We start from the raw sequence: 16741 nt of genomic DNA on the forward strand, positions 1-16741 counted from the left end.
TATGTAGAAATTGGTTGAAGATAGATCGGCTGTATTCGCTTATTTAGTTGCGTATTGCCTACGCAATGCGCGTGCGTGCCCTGCGCTTGCCCACATGAGGCAGCCTCAGGATTGTTAACCAGTACAAAGGCGTGCTCTTGGAATGACGGCGAACTTCACGCTGATGTGGGCGATAACTACTCGCAAACTCCTGCTAGAGAGTTCCCCATACGTGAATGGATCACCGGATGCCCAGTCTGCGATCCAGCGAAAGTGCTCCTGCACCACGTGCGATGATGATTAGCAGCAATCCCGCCCAAGACAGGTGCGTCGGCCAGGCATCGGGGTAAACGAAAACCTCAATGACAAAGGTCATACCCAGCAACGCCAAGGCGGATAGACGGGTGAACAGCCCGAGGACCAACAGCAGTGGAAATAGGTGCTCGCTGTAGGTCGAAAGGTGTGCTGCCAGTTCTGGAGAGATCACAGGCAAGGCGTATTCCGTACGGAACAGTTCGTAGGTACTCGGCGTAATCGTCAGAACGTCGCTGACTTTAGTGCGCCCGGACATGAAGAAAATGGCGGCGATGGCGATGCGCGCCACCAACACCAGAAACGAATCGCTGATCAGATTGCCCAAACGGGTTGCAAAGCGATTCCAGAGGCCACGCAGGGAATTGTCGGCGGCAGGTGAGCGGGTGTTGATGGTATCCATGCTGTGCTCCGTTGATGGCTTCAGTAACTAGTTGTCAGGAGTTCCGCCGTTACAAACGCGTCAGCACTCACAAGGCGAATAATGAGGTTTTCCAGATTCAGGTCAGACTCGACATCAATGGCCCAGTCGGCGGCGACATCGAGGGGCAGGTGAGCCGCGCAGGCGTCGAGAAAGGCACAGTCTGCGGCGCTGGCAGCTTGCCAATACACGCGGCCGGCCTTGCGTGTCAGTAGTGCACCTTCACCTTGCCATTCGAGTTTTTCAGGCATTTCCCGTTGTTCACGATTGACGCACCAGATCGTGTAGGCGGGACAGTCCGGCAACCAGACCCAACGGGCGGTGTCCCGTGGTTTAAGCCGCAAGTTGCCCAATTCCGTAGCGGGAATCTGCGCCAAGTCGTTCAGCCCAAGACCAGGCTCATCAGCGGCGCAATGAACCTGTGTCCAGAGCAGGTCCAGACGGGCGACGTCGCCCAGATACGGCATGTCTTGCGCGTGCTCGAATTTGTCGAGAAAGTCGGGGAAGCCTGCTCCGTAATTCAGTAAACGTGCATCTGTTGGCGGTGAAAGCCGGGCATGTATGGCGGCGGCGCTTTTAAGCCAGTCAGTGCCCACCAGGCGCTCTACGGTAGGGAAGTTGGCTAGCAACGCATCCGTCGTGCCTTTGAGTACGGTATTGCGATAGACCGCAAAGCCTGGTTGTTGGGTCAGCGAATCCATCGTGGATGATCCAGTGCCGTATAACGCATCGACGAAGGCATCCTGAAAGCTTGCGAGAGAGGGCTTCATATCGCCACCTTCATTCGCTGATTTTGCCCAAGGTTCAATAACGTCTGCGCTCGGTTGCGCTCGGCCAGTAAAACGTCGAAAGCGGGGATATGGTCGTCGCGTTCGATCAGTGTCGGACGCTGGCCGATCCGCTCGATCAGCCGCTGGTAGAGCGACCAGACATCTTCGGCGACAGGGGCATCATGGCTGTCGATCAGTAACGAGGATTCACCCGGATCCTTGGTGAACCCCGCCAGATGAATCTCCATGATGGCGTCGGCCGCAAAGGCATCCAGATAATCGGCGGCGTTAAAACCCAGGTTGTGCGCACTGATGTGCACGTTGTTGACGTCCAGCAACAAGCCGCAGCCAGTCACCGTGCTCAATTCGGTGAGAAATTCCAGTTCGCTGTAGTCATGCCCGTCCAGGTGCAAATAATGGGTCGGGTTTTCGATGGCAATGCGACGTCCGAGGGCGTCTTGTGTGCGCTGGATATTGCTTGCTATACGTTGTAACGCTTCATTTGTTCGGGGAAAAGGCAACAGGTCGGGGTGGTATTGGTCGCGCCAGGCTGACCATGCCAGGTGCTCGGAAATCAGTGCCGGTTGAACGCGATCAGCGAGCTGTTTCAGGCGCTTCAAGTGCTCCGGGTCCGGCGGGCAATCGGCCGCCAGCGAAAGTGACACCCCGTGCAACGACAATGGGTGCCGCTCGCCAATGGCCTCCAGCCATGCCAGACGGGGGCCGCCACCAACCATGTAGTTTTCCGGATGAACTTCGAACCAGAGACCTTCGACCGTGCAGTCGTGGGCATCTTGGTAATGGTTCGGTTTGAGGCCAAGTCCGGCCCCGATCTGGAATGCCTTGTTCATGATAAGTACGTGCCCCGTGGCGTTGACGTTACATTGGTGTGAGGGTGCCGGTGCCTTTTGGTGTCTTGATGGTGGTGCAAGTGCCAGCGGGAACGTTTTTCCAGGCATTCGGCTGGTAATCCATTTTTGCCGTACCTGCGCATGTGGTACCTGCACCGGCCTTGCAATCGTTGTGACCGGCCATGGCGACGCCGTAGCATTTTTCCATGGCGCCTGCGGCGGCTGGGGTCTCGGCGGCAATGGCGCCGGCAGCAAAGGAGGAAAAGGCAACGGCGATGGCAGCAAGCTTCAGATTGTTCATGGTTATTCTCCGGGATCATGAGGGAGGGTCGTCGCATCAGTGCAGGAGTGCGCTGTGCTTCAGATCCGAAAGGTAGTTCGCTGAGTTTTCAAATCCGGTTACAGCCATCGCAAAATATTTTTTAGAACCGCAAAATGAATCTGCTTGTTGCCTTATGCCTTTGGCGGCAAGCATGATCCATCGCCCGTTATTGGCGCTGGCGTTATGCAAGTACAGAATATTTTCATCCTCGTGTAACCAGAGTGGACGATGGAACGAACTACACATAACGACGCATTGCGCAGCCGGGAAATTCATCTTCAGACTTTGTTCCTCGCGGGCCTGGGTGGAGACGAGCGGGCTTATGGCACTTTCCTCAAGGAGCTGAGTGGTCATATACGCGGCTTTGTTCGAACCCGACTTCAGCGGCAACCGGGTGAAGTCGAGGATTTGCTGCAAGAGGTTTTGCTGGCCGTCCATAACGGTCGACAAACGTACCGTGCGGACCAACCGCTGACGGCCTGGGTGTTTGCCATTACCCGCTACAAACTCACGGATTTTTTTCGTGGCAGGTCGCGCAATGAAGTGCTCAATGACTCGCTCGACGATGTGGCGGAGCTGTTTGCCGAGCCTCATCTGGAGCCGGAGCAGGCCCATCGCGATCTCGGCAAGTTACTTGAGCAACTGCCTGAGCGGCAGCGCTTGCCGATCCAGCAGGTGAAGCTTGAAGGCTTATCGGTCGCCGAGTCCGCGCAAATGACCGGGCTTTCGGAGTCAGCGGTAAAGATTGGCATCCATCGCGGGCTTAAGGCGTTGGCCGACAGGATTAGAGGTACACGATGAAAACTGACGATCTTATTTCCATGCTGGCGACCGGTGTTACACCGGTCGACCGGCATGCGCTCGCCAAGCGTTTCGGCGTCGCGGTGCTGGTCGGTCTGATAACGGCCTTCTTGCTGGTGATGGTCATGTTTGGCGCACGTCCGGATCTGGCCGAAGTGGCGGCAACTCCGATTTTCTGGGCAAAGATTGCCTTACCCCTGTGCCTGATGGTCGGCGCGTTGAGCCAGGTTGTGCGCCTGGCGAGGCCCGGACTTACGCCAGGCGCCGGACAACTGCTGGTCATTACTGCGGTTGCAGCGGTGTGGGCCGGCGCCCTCTATGTCCTGATGACAGCAGCCCCGGACGTGCGTGCTTCGATGATCTTCGGTAAAACCTGGCGCGTGTGTACGCTGAACATCACCTTGCTTTCGATTCCGGGGTTCTTTGCGGTCTTTTGGGCGCTGCGCGGGTTGGCACCCACTCGCCTGAGACTGGCCGGCGCCTGCGGCGGACTGCTTTCAGGGGCGATGGCTACCATTGCCTATTGCCTGCATTGCCCTGAAATGGAAGTCCCGTTCTGGGGCGTCTGGTACTTGCTTGGCATGTTGATACCAACCGTTATCGGTGCGCTGCTCGGACCGCGCTGGCTTCAATGGTAGTGGGGTTGAAAATCGCTGGTTATACAGCGACTCCACCACTGACTCTATGCATGGTCAATTCACAGCCTAGGCGGCATAAAGGCTTTATCCAGACGCCGATGAATTAGAGATACGATTGTCAGCAAATCTTCTGCGTCGTCTTTCGTCATATTCCAGTGTATTCGAGCCTCGTGAGCAACAGGGTTTCGAAACATGCCAAAAGTACCTCGAACCAAATTTGCGAAGCCGCTCTGCTCGCTTTTCTCACTAACTGTGGAGCGTGGATTGATGGCTAAAAGTGGCGGATCGCCCCCTAGCACTCGGTCCACCAACGGGGCTCCATCATCCGTCAGGCCTGTACGTTCTCTCATCTTTGCTGCAACGCTTTTCACGGCTTCCTGAACAGCGTGGAAGTAGTTGTCTGCTAACAGTTCCGAGCGACAAAACCTCAGAACGTCTGGATGCACTCCTCGACTTTCGAGATCTGCACGTAGATCGCGCGCTCTGCGCTGGGCCTCTGGCAGAGTCTGCACTGCCTCTGCTGAAGTCAGATTACCCGCTTGATCGACCATCAGTGAAGCAAATGCGAGCGCTTGGTTGACGAGTGCGCGCATGGGCTCGAAGCGTTCAGGCGATCGGTTATATCGGGCTGGTTTCATGGCGAGGCGAATAAATTCCAACACGTGAGTACGGTTACGTTTTGCATTTTGGCTTTCGACAAATGCGTTATAAATCCTAATGCGTTTTGTGATTTTTCCTGGATCGTTCATCCTGGCTGAAACAAGGAAAAGCTCTATTTCCGGACCAGTGAGGCCCGTTTCTGTGTCGCCTAAGGCATTTGCGATCGCTTCGAGTTGATCTTGGGAGAATAGGGCCATTTTTTTCATCCGTGATGCCAAAATATGAACGGGCCACACGGGCACCGTGCCTGTGAAACGAAGCCTAGCAAAAGAGAGTATCTCCTAGCGTTTCTTGCGTTGTGACTTTTAGCCCTCCATCAAGTCGCCTCAGTGGTTCAGTTAGAATGCGTCGAACAAGTCCGATCAATTGGGCTGCCGCTTCTGTAGGCAGCGGTATGGTCCTGAGTTTTCACCACTTAGTACTGGTCATCCAGCCAAAGCAAGCGAGACACCTGCATGAAAGATAATTTGAGTGAAGAAGAAATGCGTCATGCGCTTTTCGGTACTGCGAACAATGAGGCTGCACCAGAAGCCCAGGATCTGAGGGTTACGTCTGATCAGCAGCACGTATCGAAAGCCCGGCCGGCTTCGACTTCTCGCTCTCCGAAATTGAAGGTGACGCTTCGTGTAACGGCGGAATTTGAGGGCAAAGCCGAGACGCTCGTCTATGAGGCGAGTACGCTCAGTACCCTTATTGCCGAACAGCAAGCGAGGGCGGAGGCGAAGAAACGCAAGTTTAAGTACTTCGAACTGGTTTCGATTGAATCTGTTTAACTACTTTGCTCGCATCGCCTTCAATTCTCGTTTCAACCAGCAGCTGCGACAAGGCCCGTCGAAACATTATTGATGCACTGTTGAGTACCAAGCAAGGTAGTGGAAAAGCTGTATATCGTCAGGGCAATGGCCGAAACCATTCAAGCGGTTGGCTTCCATAGAAAGGTCGGATGGGAATTTTCCAATCTCGCCGCAGTCATTTAGATAACATCAACTGAAAACGACTTGCGGGTTTCCATTTTGCCTTTGTTTGTTCAGAACGCAGTCTCCGGTATCGGGCGGTGCTCAGGATAGATGCAGTAATGAGCCGCGCAAGACCTGCTAGATTACCTTTACCATTTGGCTGGAGCAGCTTTCACGTTGCGCGAAAGCAAACTTGACTAGCAGTGACCATTCGACCTGAGGAGCATTACATGTCCAAGCTTTCAGAATATCGTCAGTTAGAAAAACATTTGGCCGAGCAGTTAGAGGCCCTTGAAGCACTGAAGGGCGACGCCGGGCTGAAAAAAGAAATTGAATTTGAAACGAAGCTTCGCGACTTACTTGCGAAATATGGCTTCAGTCTCAAGGACGTCGTTAACCTTTTGGACCCAAAAAGCTTACGTCGGGGGGCTGGCGCTGCCGCTGATGCGCCGAAAGCTGGGACTCGGAGAGCGCGCGAGGTGAAAATCTATGAACATCCAAAAACGGGTGAGCGCGTTGAAACAAAAGGTGGTAATCACAAGATTTTGAAGCAGTGGAAATCTGAGCATGGGTCTGCGACCGTCGAGTCGTGGCTCAAAAAGTAAAAACTACGACAAGTCTTGAAGGTCCTACGGGGCCTTTTTTCTCAGTCGAAACCGGGCTGGTTTCGACCGTTCGCACCCGTCCCGCCGCTCCACCTTTGTTGTGCTCGGACGTTCAGGTATGGATAGCCATGCAAGCAGGGTCCACGGCCTCCTACCAACAGGGTTTATAGGGAACTATAGAGCGAATATAGAGCGAATATAGAGCGATTATAGAGCGATTATAGAGCGATTATAGAGCGATTATAGAGCGATTATAGAGGGGGCTGGAGAGAGCTTTTTCTCGACACTGGCCCGTTAACTCTGAGCAGTTCATCACTGCTTGCAGCTTTGCGTTGCTCAACTCCTACCATGGCTGAGCGCCAACCTGGCAAGGGACGTGCTGGATTAGATTCACTTTTGAATAAGCTACCATAACGATGCGGCTGCTACGGGCAAGCTATGTGGTCGGGTATTGGAAGGTAAAATACGGCTTGGTTCATCGACTCATTAGAGTTCCAGCCCCACCGATTGCATTTGTTCCCAATGAGCGTCTCGATTGTTTGCAGGAGTTTCCCGTAGAAGATCATCCAGTGATAGCTTCGAGCTAGGTCGCTCGACGGTTGGAAGAGGCCGTTCCACTACGCAGGATGGCTGCTTAGGCAATGGCTTTTCTTCGGATATAGCCTGCGGCTTTTCTCGCGACATCTATTCCTCCGAAATCAACGCGTAAGACTAAAAATGGACGACGCCACGGCCGCGATGCTCAGAAAACCTGGCCACGCGTAGCGGTTACAACCATGCTTAGGAACGCCCACCGTCATTAATGCAATATTTCCACCATGCATCAGCAGGCGCCGGGCAGCGTTCTATCAGCATAGTCCTTTCATGGGGATCAACCTGATGCAAATGCATCGTTGGTGGTTACGTGCTTCCTGGTCACTACCATTTCCCAGTGTGCATCCGTGAGCTGCCGAAGTCCTCATTTTTAAGTGTGTTCTCGCGATTGCTGGCGGTACGGGTGAAAGTGAACTTAGCGCTGCCTCATAGGTGGTTCATCCGCAATATTTGCTGATTATCGTTTACTTCTGGTGCCCCAACTTTAGCCCGTGGTTTAAAGGGTTAATAGAGAGGCTCATCTACAATAAAACCGTATGGCTCCAATAATGTATCCAGTGCGCCGCACGTGCGATATTCATATAAAAGCTCAGCGCGGGTAAAGCTTAGTGCGACAGCGATACAAAATTGTTCTTTGTCTAACGATGCAGGTTCATACGGCCAAATTTGTATGTTGGAAACTGTTTTGTCTGTAGGCTCGAAATCAGAAATAATTTCGACAGTCTTTTCGATTTCCCTCCATTTTTCAATGGAGGCAGCATAAGTTTTTTGATGTCTGTCTGTCAGCATAGTGTGCTCATCAAGATAAGTACTGCCAGCTTTAGCTAATAATTTGATGGGTGCCCTTCTAACGTAATGCTCAAAGAGTCTCGGAGATGATACGAGATTCCGCACTTCGTGGAATGGGGCTTTGCCAAGGCTGAACTCATATTGCAGTTCTTTTCGGAGGTGGCTCAATAATTGCGGAGTGTTAGCCATAACTAAAATTTTATTCATATTTAACCTTGTTAAACGGCAGTTCGCGAAGTTATGGGGTAAGGCCATGTTCTACTTTGCCGATGAGGCTTATGACGGCTGAACAGCCCTCGCTCGTTTGCATGATTTCGTATGGCTTTTTGTAACCAAGTATCATCAGCGGTTTTTTGAGCCATTCCAGAGCCCAATGGGGATTGGAGCCGAAAAGTCCCAATACGGACTCAATTGCCTCTGCCAAGATGGGGGAGTAATCATCAGTAACCATGGTTGGATTGCTTAAGTCAGCAGCAGTTGTCAGTTTGTGAGCGTCACATCGAACTTGATTCCAGCCTTTGATGGTTAGGAGCGCTCCCGCTTTTCCGCATACTTCACATGTTAGCTCTGAAATTAGTTCGGCGATACCAGTTGCCGCAGTTGTATAGTCGTTGCCGTGAGCACAGTAGATGCGGAGCAAGCCAAATTTTTCTTTAACCTGCACTACAGAAACCTCCAAGTAGTTTGTGGTTGAAACTCTGTTAATCACGTTGAGCGTCGCACTAATTATCTCAAACCATCCATCGCCGCACTCAAACAAAAAATGATCGCTGTTATCCATGTGGTTGCGAAGCAAGGATGGGTACCTTGCGCATAGAGCTTTATCAAGTTGTGAGTCCATTTTTTGGGGCTTCCTTCAGAATGTTTGCAACTGTGCTTGCTCAAAAACAGATTTAACAGATAATAATTTTTCCCATTGGAGTCCCACTGGATAGCGAATCCCGCCTTTAACTTCATAGGCGAATTCAGTCTTGTTTAAACCGGATCCACAAGACTCTTCATAAGAGATTAGCCTCAGGAGCGGTTGCATTTGCGTGTGTGTTGATTGATTTAGCCACCCTGGGGAAACCAGCTGAATGTCCTCGATGAAATATTCAGGGTCGTTCTCTTCGAGGTGTTTTTTCAGCAACGAAATGGATGAGATAAATCTAAATTCGACTCTAGCTTTACTAGGTTCGGCAGAGGACCGAAATCCCCAGGACACATGGAACCAAGGCAAATTCAAGGACAGCATCACCATATCCCACTCGATGGTGTTTCCATCAAAAAAGGGAGGAGAGGGAATACGCGATTCCCGAAAGGTCTCAAACATATAATATTCCAGAAAATATGCCCTATGGGGCATGGCTCGTTCTGCGGCATTGTGGCCCTATGGCTGTTATTTGCCAAGGGAAAAAATGAAGCAGAAACATACCTTTGGTCGAGCGTTGCAGGCAGTGCGTGTTGCTCGTGAATTGCCTCAGGATGCGCTTGGTCTCGCACAGTCCAACATCAGCAGGCTTGAAAGTGGGGCAAAAGCACCCTCTTGGGCGCGTGTTGAAGAATTGGCCGATTTGCTGAATGTTCATCCTTTGACGCTCTTCACGTTAGCCTACGGCAGTCAGGCAGATCCTGAGGTCCTCCTGCGTATGGTGAGGAAAGAACTGGATGAACTGAAAGCTCGGTGAGTGTCTACCGTTGGCTGAATTGAGGTGATTCCATAGTTAAAAGTCGGTTTGCGTTAAGGCCTGAACTGGGCCGTAATAATCGCAGCTTAAGTAAAGAGGACGTAGTAATTGACCCAAGCGAACGAACCTGTCTGGCTCAAAATAATGGAGCATGGGGCCTCCGGAGAAGCTCGCACAAAGGCATTCCTTCTTGATCGTTTTTGGGTGTTGGAGCGATCCGTTGACATTGATGGTGCCGACTTTCTGATTCAGTTGCGCTCACTCTCTACTCGCTTTACCGATTCTGCACCTCCTCGGGTTGGGATAGTGCAAGCCAAGTACTACCAAGACCAGACTACGACTCAGTACATTCCATGTCGGTACGTGGTTGATGATAAAGGTCGGCCGCTTAAAGGTTTCTTCGCTGTATTGCATGTAGGGCAGGAGGACCAATCAGAAATGTATTTGTTGTCCTCCGCTGAGATAGTGGCGACTTTGGACAGAGCTAAGGGTGACCCAGAACGTTACATTGCAGGCAAGAAGGCATTCAATGAGAAATTTAAAGTTTTAAATCGGCGACAAGCGTTGGACAAAATTCAGCATGAGTTGGCGGATCGCTCATCTTTGGAGTCATTAAGATTTCTTGATCGCGTCAATATTCCGTATCGAAAAATTGAGCGAAGCGATATCGACTTTGCATATACTTTGCCAATTCCTAATACTCAGGCAGACATTTCTGAGGCCTTTTATGATTCGAGGGAAAGCCTGCGTCCATTGTTGTATGATATGGAGGAAGCGCTAGTCGCGATAGATAATATTCTCAAAACGACCGATCCGCGAGCTGCTTTGCAAGAACTGGAAAAGCTTCAGGAGTTCAGAGCCAGTCGTCAAATTTATGATGGTCTCACTTTTACGGCCCGAAAATGCGATCTTGACTGGGAGTATCTGAAAGAAGCTGTCTCAGAGCACGATAAAGTTATGGATGAACTTGATAAGCTTGACAGGCGAGCAGCGTTTCTTGACCTTTCCTCGCGCATTAAGCATGATTTGATAATCAAAGTTACCAATATTTTTGACGACGCCAAACTAGGCCAAAGATACTATGCGCAATTGAGGTTTGATGTCGAAAGCCTGGCTTACCAACGCATAAAGTTAGAACTATTAGATGCGAAAGAGTCCGCTCCAACTAGTGATTTCTCAGCATGGATTTCGGTAGATGGGATAATGAGTCGTAAGCGCAAGGTATCAGCGTCAGATGTTGCTTATACCTTATGGCATGATTTAACGACCCAAATTCTTGACTTTCTCGGGATAAAACTATTTGAAGACGAATGATTTGTGTTTGATGAATGAATACGGCTGCGTGACCGAAAGCGTCCCTGGGTCCAATCAAGCACCTTCGGCTCCTCAACAGCGTACTGGATACTCCATCATTGGCGTTACCAGGGAATGGATATTGCGCTAGTCCCGTTCCTCCCAATGAACTGTGATGGAGCACCGTTTTTAATCTCCCCTTGTCCATTGATGCGAGTGGTCGACGTCATTAACACACAAGCTTTAATTGCCCGCGTAATACCCACGTAATGCAGGTTTAGGCACTGAATTTCATTCGCAAAGATAATCTGACCATACGTATTCGGAGGGTAAAGACGAGTCGGGATTACGTGATCGTAAAGATCGGCATGGAAAACGATGTCGAATTCCAGCCCTTTCGCCTTGTGCAATGTCATGATCTGAACGGCATCGCGACTCGGGCTTTGAAACCTGCGAAGCTTGTCGGCATTCGCGCAGATAGCCCTAAGTTCCATTGTGCCCGCTGGCGAGGACTGCCGTCCCGTTAAATGTATGGCCGCGTCGAGTACGGTCGTCACCAGGTCGCCCTCTACGCAAGACCGGCAACTTAGAATTGCCCGGCGGAGCGCACGTCGCTCTTGAGGGGCAAACTTGACTCCACCGGCTCGCTCAATCAGTGTTTCGGCGGTCAACTGTTGGTCGTAGCGCAATCTCAGTAGATCCGAGTAAATGCTTGCCTCGGCCGACGGTGTGGCTTCGAAGGGGAACTCCTCTACAAGATGGTGGGCAACATTCAAGTGGTCAGCAATCAATTTAGCTGAGTGCTGATGTCGGCACAAAACGGCGACCCTTCCGCCCGACTCCACTTGAAAGTGACGCATGAAATTAGGAATAGCTGTCTCCAACCAAGCGCCCATCGCACGCTGGTTCCCATCGATCGTCTTGATAAACACCCGCGAATCGTTCGTGGGCGCGATCTGGTGATTTGGATTGAGCAGGCGAAGTGCAAAGTCGCTAATTGACGGATGACTGCGAAAGTTGATGGTGATGGCGAAGGAAGCAAAGCCGCTGCCCGGAGTCGTAAGTGCTAGCAGGTAACGCGGATCCTTGTGAGCGAAAACATAAATAGACTGGTCGCCGTCGCCGACCGCAACGGCGGTCAACCCCAGAGCCTTGAGCTTCAAAAAGAGGTGGTGCTGAAAATAGCCGCTATCTTGGTACTCATCGATAAACACGCCGCGATACCGCGCCGTGAGGTATTTCCGGCAAGCAGGGGACTGATCGATCACGTAGCTTGCAAGCATACCCACGGCCTCCAAGGGGACAAATCCCTGTGCAAGTGCTGCATGCATGAACTGTAGAAACTCGGCCGTGTTTGCAACGGACCCGTTCTGAATTGGTGTTGCCGGCAGCATGCGCCTCACCGATTCAGGTAGCTCTCCAACCTTGACCGTTTCCAATTCAGCGGCCATAGGCATCAACTGTCGCGCGAACGGAAAAACGATTTCGCGTAGGCAAAAATCGTCGATCGTTCCGAAGAAAGAGCTTTTAACGTCGAAGGCGTCTGCCTTGCATCGGCGTTCCAACTCATCGCTCGCTTTGTTCGTGAAGGAAATGGCGATGATGCCCTGATAGGGGCGCAGTTCGGACACCAAACTTCGGACCTTGCATGACAGGACGCTGGTTTTTCCGCTTCCGGGGCGGGCGACGATAACAATGTCGCCCTCGCATTGAATGGCTTGGGTTTGTTCCAAGCTAGGCGTAAAAATAGTCATTTCTAGGCCTGCGCAGCTGCGTTAATACAATGAATGAGCGGTTTTAACAGATGGCTATCTTCTGGGGCACGGAGCAGAGCACCGCAGTGCTCAATGAACTGCTGCATGCGGATGGCTTTTTTGCCTTGTAGGTAAGTGATAGCTTCAGCCAACTGATGGCCTTTAAACCCAGTTAGTAGCGTCGGGAGTTCGGTTGCTATGTCGTGCTCTAGATCGATCCGCGAGAGAAAGATCCCTGAAGGGGCTGCGGCAGCACTCACCGCGTGCCAGTTGCCATCTGCCAAAGAGGCGGCTTGATCGTAAGGCGCTGGGCGATGTGGCTGGGGAGGTAAGCCAGCCATCGCCAGAGCGCGATTGATGCCCGCCACTTGGCGCCAAGTCACTTGCGCCCCTTGGGGGCCAAGCGAGATATTCGAGATGTCGTTGTCGGTCCGCATGGACCATGGAATTTCCAGCGCATTCAACACGCGCCTGTAAACCTCGAACGACACGCCATCAACAGAAAGCAGGGACACGTTGCTCTGATCAAGATCGATGCTGTGCGCTCGTGCTAGGGCGTTGTAAAAAAGCATTTCCGATGGCCCTTCGACCAGCATGACCGCCGAGGCAAAAAATGCTTCCGCTGGAAGAATGCTCATTCGGTAGCCTAGCCCCGTCCATGCACTGTCAATGCAATTGGAGCATCCCTGATTTGCCGCGCGGGAGGCGCCGTTGTCACGCAGGAGGCGCACAATCGAGTCGGGTCGGTAGCTTGCAGCGATCTGTGGAGAATGCGAAGTGACAATTGTCTGGCCAGGCAGCGCGCTGATGAGATAGCTCGCAAGCTTGCGTTGCTGGTGTGGGTGCAGGTGCGCCTCGGGCTCCTCGACGCAGTAGATCACCACCTCGCTGTGCTGATCGTACTCCAGCACGCTCTTGGCCTTCCACAAGGCCAGGAGGATCTGATTGTTACGACCATCGCCCCCGAGCATCACGCGCGAGCCGTTGGTGCTTGCGCCCAGCTCTAGCTGTTCGATGAACTGCTCAATGCCGATCGCACCGGTATCTAGAGACACGTTGTAACCAGCGTGATGGTGGGAGAGCGCCTTCAATTCGTCGTTCAGATCTTTGGTCGCTTCCGCAACGTAGTGCAGGTTCTTCACACCCTTATTCACGGATTCCAGCAGCTCGCTGAGCGCCACCAGTTGCGTAGCGTCCGCGTCAGTCTGAGTCTGGTTGCGCGCAGCCTGCGCGAGACGCAGTAGGTGCTGTTTTTCCGAGCGGATATATCGCAGCAAATCCCGCTGGGAATGGATGTACTTGAGGTGCAGATACTTCAGATAATAGCGGCTAGGAATAACCTCCATCTTGGCGAGGTCATGCCCGGCAGCGATTTCGTAGCTGTGATCCGCACTGTAGGCGCGAAATTCAAGGAAAAAGTGGCCACTAGCGCTGACAAGGCCCTTTAGCTGGGAAAGTACAGCGTCCTGGGTCACTTCAGAGAATGCAATACGAATGGAAAAGGAGTCGGCCTGAGTGCCATCCTGGGCGCAATGGAAATCGCGTGTCGAAGGTTCGATATCTGCGTCCGATAGGCTCTTGTCCAGTAAGAGCCGCAACGCATGAATCATGTTTGTTTTGCCTACGTCGTTGCTTCCGATCACCAGACTGTTCTTGGCAAAATTTATGTGCGCGTCTGCGAAGTTTCTGTACTTTTTCAGTTCGACGAAGTCAATTTTCATAATCGTAGTGGAGCCTGCGCGCCTTTGTTGTTGTAGGCCCTTTCAACGATGGAGTCCTGAAACTCGGATATCCGTAATTCTGGGCAATTAGTAGCGCCATGCTAGACCACGTACGGCACAGTAACCAACCACGCACACTAAAAAGCCCAATTCATTTTTCGCCTGGCAATTTGGATTGCGGGTCCCCACTATGAATAGCGCAAAAGCAGTTGTTCGTAAGATATTGGTCCGCGAATTTTTACGAACGCCACTGAGAGCCGAGCCGCAACTGCACATCTAGCCCTACGTGCACCACTGCAAGCTGATGAGAACGTCCAGACGTCACCGATGTCTAGGGTGTGGGCCCAAGGAGTTAACTGATGGCGAGCAGTTTTTTTGCATTATTCGACGACATAGCAACGCTGCTGGACGACATCTCCGTGATGAGCAAGGTGGCGGCAAAGAAGACGGCGAGCGTCCTCACCGATGACTTGGCAGTGAATGCGGAGAAGGTGGTTGAGCTTAAGGCTGATCGCGAACTGCCTGTAGTGTGGGCCGTCTGCAAGGGCTCGCTGGTAAACAAGGCCATCCTGGTCCCCCTGGCGCTTGGGTTAAATTACATCTCCCCAGTGATCGTGCACGGGCTTCTGGTCGTCGGTGGCATATACCTCTGCTATGAGGGCATCGAGTCTTTGATTGAGAAGCTCACCCCCAAAGACAAAGGGGATGGTGCGCGCAAGGTGAAGGTGCTCAGCGAAGAAGAGGCGAAGAGGTATGAAGCTAAGAAGATCAAAGGCGCTATCACCACGGATTTCGTGTTGAGCGCTGAAATCGTAGTCATCACGTTGAATGTTGTATCTGAAGCGCCTTTCCTTCAGCAAGTCGCTACGCTGAGCCTGATCGCCCTATTGGTCACGTTTGGTGTGTACGGCCTGGTCGCCGGCATTGTGCGGATCGATGACTTGGGGTTGCGCATGAAGAAAGTCACCACCCATGGCGTCTTCGCGCAAGCGGTACGAAGCGTAGGGGGAGGGCTTATTGCTGTCGCACCGAAGCTAATGAAGTTGCTGTCATGGATAGGAACAATAGCGATGTTCTTTGTTGGGGGCTCCTTTATCAGTGAAGCAGCTCTTTCCTTGCCAGATTGGTTTTTGAACGCCGATGTGAAGTCGTACCTGCACGGATACATCGCCCAAGCCGTTATGGGCTTAGCAGTGGGTGCTGCGGTGTCTTGTACGGTAAACGGTATCAAGTACGCGAGATCGTCCACCAACGAAGACGCATAGCACTTACATGCAAAGACTCAGAGGTGAGAGGACGTTCAATCGAAGATATTCATCTTCGCCCGGATGGCGGCCATGTCCTTCTCAATGTCAGTAAGCTCTTTACTGCGTAGCGCTTGATTCCCGTAAGCCTTCCTTTGATCATATTTCAATCTTTGAAGCTTATCTTCCGCGTCACCTATTTGCTGCATATTAGCGAAGGCCCTGTCCACAGATTTCCAGAAATCTATGGCTTCAAACACATCATCAAAGTAGTGCCAGATTGAATCGCCTAATTTGTGTCCGGTTTTTTTTCTAATCCTATTCTCTATGCTTTTAACTACCGGCACCGTGAGCATATCCATGGTTGGGCGGTTGCTTCCGAATAACTTCTTGAGATGTTGTAGGATTTCAAGGGTTATGAAACGGTGGCGAAACATGGAGAAGCATACCCTTACATCTGTTAGTCCAGCTCGTTTCGCCACCCGGCCAAAGTCTTTAGCCATTGAATCTGCGCTGAGGGGAAGGCCGGTTTCTGTCAGGAAAAAAGACGTTGATGAGATCGGTTTGTTCGTAGCTGCTCCGTATTCAGTAATAAAGTTTTCTCGTGCATCGAGATAATATTTGACGGTCAAGGCACCATCATTTGTAGTCTTGAATGGCCGTAATACTACCGAATCTGTACGTAGCTTTTTTGTCGGTATATAAAGAATTAATGAGTTGACCACATTCAGGTTGTCATCCAGTGGCATCTCGGCAAGTTCGGATGGTCTAAGCCCGAGACGCTTAAAGGCCCACAGGGTCATGACGCGCCTTTGATACAAATAAGCTTGTTGGATTAACGTTTTTTTGTCCGAGTTATTATATCGATGTTTGTAAATGCTGGGATACAACTCTGGGTCGCTTTCTAGGAAGGTCTGATCTTCAATAGCTTGAATAGATTTTCGAGGTATTGCTTCTTTTTTATGGAGTGGAGAGTTGGCCGTTAAGAATGAGTCGTGATGCAAGTATGTCTTTCCATGCTTATTCTTTTTTTCGACTACGCATATATTCGGCGAGCCAGCTTTAAACCCTACCAGATTGCTGTGATTGGTCGGGTTGCCATGAAGTTGAATCCATGAAAGGAAAACGATAATATTGCTGAGGATAGAATTTACATAATCGTTTTGTTTCTTCAAGCTGCCGTTTTCTAATTTTTCAGCTGCGAGCGTGAATGAAAGTTCATTCATGTGCTCGTCGTTGAAGTCGACGAGAGATATCCCTTTATCATAGCAGTAACGCACATAAGGGGTCATGCCGACACAATATTGTTTTAATGTTTTGCCCGTAGTTCGTGTTGCCGAGTCAGTAAGCCAATAGTTTACTAA

Annotated in this window: 19 protein-coding genes; 7 read left to right on the plus strand and 12 right to left on the minus strand. The window is 51.4% G+C overall.

Annotated elements, in window-relative coordinates:
* Positions 1-220: 220 nt before the first annotated feature.
* From ACA057_RS03420 to ACA057_RS03440, 5 genes are read right to left on the minus strand one after another with little or no spacing between them, the layout of a single operon-like run.
* Positions 221-694 (minus strand): DoxX family protein, encoded by a 474-nt coding sequence (locus ACA057_RS03420; RefSeq protein ID WP_347802133.1) that lies wholly within the window; start codon positions 692-694, stop codon positions 221-223.
* 20 nt (positions 695-714) lie between these two features.
* Positions 715-1482: an HvfC/BufC family peptide modification chaperone gene (locus tag ACA057_RS03425; protein WP_497345951.1), complete on the minus strand. Its 768-nt coding sequence runs from the start codon at positions 1480-1482 to the stop codon at positions 715-717.
* Positions 1479-2333 carry an MNIO family bufferin maturase gene (gene bufB / locus ACA057_RS03430; RefSeq protein WP_497345953.1) on the minus strand — a complete coding sequence of 285 codons (855 nt, stop codon included), beginning with the start codon at positions 2331-2333 and terminating at the stop codon, positions 1479-1481. Before bufB ends, ACA057_RS03425 begins: the two co-directional genes overlap by 4 nt.
* A gap of 28 nt (positions 2334-2361) precedes the next feature.
* Positions 2362-2634, minus strand: coding sequence for a BufA1 family periplasmic bufferin-type metallophore (locus ACA057_RS03435; RefSeq protein WP_010461569.1), 273 nt, complete (start codon positions 2632-2634; stop codon positions 2362-2364).
* A 36-nt stretch (positions 2635-2670) separates the two neighbouring features.
* Positions 2671-2808, minus strand: coding sequence for a hypothetical protein (locus ACA057_RS03440; RefSeq protein WP_161599957.1), 138 nt, complete (start codon positions 2806-2808; stop codon positions 2671-2673).
* Between the two features lie 75 nt (positions 2809-2883).
* Between ACA057_RS03440 and ACA057_RS03445 the strand changes: the two genes are divergently transcribed.
* Together ACA057_RS03445 and ACA057_RS03450 are read left to right on the plus strand one after the other, a co-directional pair.
* Positions 2884-3456, plus strand: coding sequence for a sigma-70 family RNA polymerase sigma factor (locus ACA057_RS03445; protein WP_497345955.1), 573 nt, complete (start codon positions 2884-2886; stop codon positions 3454-3456).
* Positions 3453-4094: a DUF1109 domain-containing protein gene (locus ACA057_RS03450; protein WP_497345957.1), complete on the plus strand. Its 642-nt coding sequence runs from the start codon at positions 3453-3455 to the stop codon at positions 4092-4094. Before ACA057_RS03445 ends, ACA057_RS03450 begins: the two co-directional genes overlap by 4 nt.
* Positions 4095-4153: 59 nt before the next feature.
* Here ACA057_RS03450 and ACA057_RS03455 read toward each other — a convergent pair whose 3' ends face one another.
* Positions 4154-4951, minus strand: a complete 798-nt coding sequence (locus ACA057_RS03455) for a TIGR02391 family protein (RefSeq protein WP_497345959.1) — start codon at positions 4949-4951, stop codon at positions 4154-4156.
* Positions 4952-5209: 258 nt separating this feature from the next.
* Here ACA057_RS03455 and ACA057_RS03460 point away from each other — a divergent pair, with 258 nt between their 5' ends.
* On the plus strand, positions 5210-5527 hold the full coding sequence (locus tag ACA057_RS03460) for a hypothetical protein (protein WP_497345961.1): 318 nt from the start codon (positions 5210-5212) through the stop codon (positions 5525-5527).
* 413 nt (positions 5528-5940) lie between these two features.
* On the plus strand, positions 5941-6315 hold the full coding sequence (locus ACA057_RS03465; protein ID WP_497345963.1) for a histone-like nucleoid-structuring protein, MvaT/MvaU family: 375 nt from the start codon (positions 5941-5943) through the stop codon (positions 6313-6315).
* A 1098-nt stretch (positions 6316-7413) separates the two neighbouring features.
* On the opposite strand, the gene ACA057_RS03470 is transcribed toward ACA057_RS03465, so the two are convergent.
* Genes ACA057_RS03470 through ACA057_RS03480 form a run of 3 tightly spaced genes read right to left on the minus strand, consistent with a single transcriptional unit; the run spans position 7414 to position 9010 of the window.
* Positions 7414-7905, minus strand: coding sequence for a hypothetical protein (locus ACA057_RS03470; RefSeq protein ID WP_497345965.1), 492 nt, complete (start codon positions 7903-7905; stop codon positions 7414-7416).
* A 31-nt stretch (positions 7906-7936) separates the two neighbouring features.
* Positions 7937-8539 (minus strand): MbcA/ParS/Xre antitoxin family protein, encoded by a 603-nt coding sequence (locus ACA057_RS03475; RefSeq protein WP_497345967.1) that lies wholly within the window; start codon positions 8537-8539, stop codon positions 7937-7939.
* A 15-nt stretch (positions 8540-8554) separates the two neighbouring features.
* Positions 8555-9010 carry a hypothetical protein gene (locus ACA057_RS03480; RefSeq protein ID WP_497345969.1) on the minus strand — a complete coding sequence of 152 codons (456 nt, stop codon included), beginning with the start codon at positions 9008-9010 and terminating at the stop codon, positions 8555-8557.
* Positions 9011-9095: 85 nt separating this feature from the next.
* Between ACA057_RS03480 and ACA057_RS03485 the strand changes: the two genes are divergently transcribed.
* Both ACA057_RS03485 and ACA057_RS03490 read left to right on the plus strand, forming a co-directional pair.
* Positions 9096-9365, plus strand: a complete 270-nt coding sequence (locus ACA057_RS03485; RefSeq protein ID WP_497345971.1) for a helix-turn-helix domain-containing protein — start codon at positions 9096-9098, stop codon at positions 9363-9365.
* 108 nt (positions 9366-9473) lie between these two features.
* Entirely contained in the window at positions 9474-10679 is a 1206-nt protein-coding gene (locus ACA057_RS03490) for a hypothetical protein (protein WP_497345973.1), read from the plus strand.
* A gap of 104 nt (positions 10680-10783) precedes the next feature.
* Here the strand turns inward: ACA057_RS03490 and ACA057_RS03495 are convergent, their stop codons facing one another.
* Both ACA057_RS03495 and ACA057_RS03500 read right to left on the minus strand, forming a co-directional pair.
* Positions 10784-12412, minus strand: coding sequence for a UvrD-helicase domain-containing protein (locus tag ACA057_RS03495; RefSeq protein WP_497345975.1), 1629 nt, complete (start codon positions 12410-12412; stop codon positions 10784-10786).
* 2 nt (positions 12413-12414) lie between these two features.
* Positions 12415-14133, minus strand: a complete 1719-nt coding sequence (locus ACA057_RS03500; RefSeq protein WP_497345977.1) for an ATP-dependent nuclease — start codon at positions 14131-14133, stop codon at positions 12415-12417.
* Between the two features lie 359 nt (positions 14134-14492).
* Between ACA057_RS03500 and ACA057_RS03505 the strand changes: the two genes are divergently transcribed.
* The gene (locus ACA057_RS03505) at positions 14493-15398 is read left to right on the plus strand and encodes a DUF808 domain-containing protein (RefSeq protein WP_497345979.1); all 906 of its coding nucleotides are present in this window, start codon (positions 14493-14495) and stop codon (positions 15396-15398) included.
* Between the two features lie 35 nt (positions 15399-15433).
* Here ACA057_RS03505 and ACA057_RS03510 read toward each other — a convergent pair whose 3' ends face one another.
* Positions 15434-16603, minus strand: coding sequence for a site-specific integrase (locus ACA057_RS03510; RefSeq protein WP_497345981.1), 1170 nt, complete (start codon positions 16601-16603; stop codon positions 15434-15436).
* Positions 16604-16741: the final 138 nt, after the last annotated feature.

This window comes from Pseudomonas sp. LBUM1661, assembly GCF_059695925.1.

Excerpts from the sequence above, each read along its gene's own strand:
- ACA057_RS03420 (WP_347802133.1), bottom strand. The coding sequence starts at position 694 with ATGGATACCATCAACACCCGCTCACCTGCCGCCGACAATTCCCTGCGT.
- ACA057_RS03425 (WP_497345951.1), bottom strand. The coding sequence starts at position 1,482 with ATGAAGCCCTCTCTCGCAAGCTTTCAGGATGCCTTCGTCGATGCGTTA.
- bufB (WP_497345953.1), bottom strand. The coding sequence starts at position 2,333 with ATGAACAAGGCATTCCAGATCGGGGCCGGACTTGGCCTCAAACCGAAC.
- ACA057_RS03435 (WP_010461569.1), bottom strand. The coding sequence starts at position 2,634 with ATGAACAATCTGAAGCTTGCTGCCATCGCCGTTGCCTTTTCCTCCTTT.
- ACA057_RS03440 (WP_161599957.1), bottom strand. The coding sequence starts at position 2,808 with ATGCTTGCCGCCAAAGGCATAAGGCAACAAGCAGATTCATTTTGCGGT.
- ACA057_RS03445 (WP_497345955.1), top strand. The coding sequence starts at position 2,884 with ATGGAACGAACTACACATAACGACGCATTGCGCAGCCGGGAAATTCAT.
- ACA057_RS03450 (WP_497345957.1), top strand. The coding sequence starts at position 3,453 with ATGAAAACTGACGATCTTATTTCCATGCTGGCGACCGGTGTTACACCG.
- ACA057_RS03455 (WP_497345959.1), bottom strand. The coding sequence starts at position 4,951 with ATGGCCCTATTCTCCCAAGATCAACTCGAAGCGATCGCAAATGCCTTA.
- ACA057_RS03460 (WP_497345961.1), top strand. The coding sequence starts at position 5,210 with ATGAAAGATAATTTGAGTGAAGAAGAAATGCGTCATGCGCTTTTCGGT.
- ACA057_RS03465 (WP_497345963.1), top strand. The coding sequence starts at position 5,941 with ATGTCCAAGCTTTCAGAATATCGTCAGTTAGAAAAACATTTGGCCGAG.
- ACA057_RS03470 (WP_497345965.1), bottom strand. The coding sequence starts at position 7,905 with ATGAATAAAATTTTAGTTATGGCTAACACTCCGCAATTATTGAGCCAC.
- ACA057_RS03475 (WP_497345967.1), bottom strand. The coding sequence starts at position 8,539 with ATGGACTCACAACTTGATAAAGCTCTATGCGCAAGGTACCCATCCTTG.
- ACA057_RS03480 (WP_497345969.1), bottom strand. The coding sequence starts at position 9,010 with ATGTTTGAGACCTTTCGGGAATCGCGTATTCCCTCTCCTCCCTTTTTT.
- ACA057_RS03485 (WP_497345971.1), top strand. The coding sequence starts at position 9,096 with ATGAAGCAGAAACATACCTTTGGTCGAGCGTTGCAGGCAGTGCGTGTT.
- ACA057_RS03495 (WP_497345975.1), bottom strand. The coding sequence starts at position 12,412 with ATGACTATTTTTACGCCTAGCTTGGAACAAACCCAAGCCATTCAATGC.
- ACA057_RS03500 (WP_497345977.1), bottom strand. The coding sequence starts at position 14,133 with ATGAAAATTGACTTCGTCGAACTGAAAAAGTACAGAAACTTCGCAGAC.
- ACA057_RS03505 (WP_497345979.1), top strand. The coding sequence starts at position 14,493 with ATGGCGAGCAGTTTTTTTGCATTATTCGACGACATAGCAACGCTGCTG.
- ACA057_RS03510 (WP_497345981.1), bottom strand. The coding sequence starts at position 16,603 with ATGAATGAACTTTCATTCACGCTCGCAGCTGAAAAATTAGAAAACGGC.